The 1,447-nt window shown below is 67.2% G+C and carries 1 protein-coding gene; it reads right to left on the reverse strand.

Annotation, left to right across the window (positions count from 1 at the left end; translation table 11 throughout):
- Positions 1-17 precede the first annotated feature (17 nt).
- Positions 18-1,220, reverse strand: a complete 1,203-nt coding sequence (locus tag ACFVJQ_RS46005) for an IS110 family transposase (protein ID WP_385791980.1) — start codon at positions 1,218-1,220, stop codon at positions 18-20.
- Positions 1,221-1,447: the final 227 nt, after the last annotated feature.

Below are 1,447 nucleotides of genomic sequence, written 5' to 3' on the forward strand. Positions count from 1 at the left end.
GCTTCCCAATCTGGAAGTCAAGCGGCATGAGGGGCCGGAGGAGGCGTGGCTTGGTAGCACCGCCGGTCACGGATCAGAGCCCAGAAGACGTTGACGCGGCGGCGAGCGAGGGCCATCACGGCCTGGATATGGCGTTTGCCCTCAGCTCGCTTCCTGTCATAGAAGCGGCGCGAGTTGGGGTCACAGCGGATGCTAATGAGGGCGGAGGTATAGAAGACACGTTGCAGCTGCCGGTGGTATCGCTGTGGTCGGCGCAGATTGCCGCTGACCTGCCCGGAGTCACGCGGGGCAGGGGCGACGCCGGCGAAGGCCGCGAGCCGGTCCGGGGTAGGGAAGGCGTCCAGGCTGCCGCCGATGCCGACCAGAAACTCGGCGCCCAGGATCGCTCCGACGCCGGGCACGGACAGGATCACCTCGGCGAGTTCGTGCTCGCGAAACCGGCCCTCGATGAGCTTGTCGGTCTCGGTGATCTTCTCGTTGAGGGCCATCACCTCCTTCGCCAGGGTGTGCACCATCTTGGCGATGGCCTGCTCACCCACAACGGCGGTGTGCTGGCGCTCGGCGGCCTCGACCGCCTTCGATGCGAGCACCTCGGGATTGCGGACCTTCCGGTTGCGCAACCACGTCGCCAGGCGCCGGGTGCCTGTCTGGCGGATCGCCGCGGGCGTCTGGTAGCCACTCAGCAAGATCAAAGGGCCGGTGCTTCCACCGATGTCGACAGCCCGCTCCAGGACCGGGAACATGCCGTTCAACAGAGACCGGAGCCGGTTGATGGTGCGGGTACGTTCTCCGACCAGGTCGATACGGCGGTCAGTCAGCAACCGCAGCTCGACGGTGGCATCGTCGCCCGGCCGGATCGGCTCCAGGTCCCGCCGCATGCGGGCCTGATCAGCGATCACCCGTGCGTCGCGGGCGTCGGTCTTGCCGGCACCGCGGTAGCTGTCCGTGGCGCGGTTGACGGCGATTCCGGGGACGTAGACGAGCTCCTGGCCATGGTTGACCAGCAGGGCGATCAGCAGGGCGGGCTCGCCGCCCGTCATGTCCAGGGCCCAGGTCACCTGGTCGCCTCCGGCCAGGTCCAGGACGTCACCAAGGAGATTCAGCAGCTCCGGCTCGTCATTGGCCACTCGCCTCGACAGCAGTGTGCCGCCTTCGGCATCCATGACCAGGCAGTGGTGGTGAGTCTTGCCGCAGTCGGTCCCCGCCCATATCCGGCTCATCGTGCTCCAGTCGCTCGTACTCGTCTTGCGTACCACGGACGACCTCGCCGGCATTGCTCTACACAGCGACTTGTTCGCACTTCCCAATCGGCGGCCGAGTCGTCGTGGGGAGCCGGGCGGCGAAGCGCGCTGAGCCATGGTCGGCAGCCGCCTGAGAGCCACACCCAGCTCCCCTGGGCGCCCTCACCCTACGAATGGGAGGACCAGCCCGCTCAAGAACGTAGAGC

Origin of the sequence: Streptomyces sp. NPDC127197 (assembly GCF_042672405.1) — a bacterium.
Taxonomy (GTDB): Bacteria; Actinomycetota; Actinomycetes; order Streptomycetales; family Streptomycetaceae; genus Streptomyces; species Streptomyces flavusporus.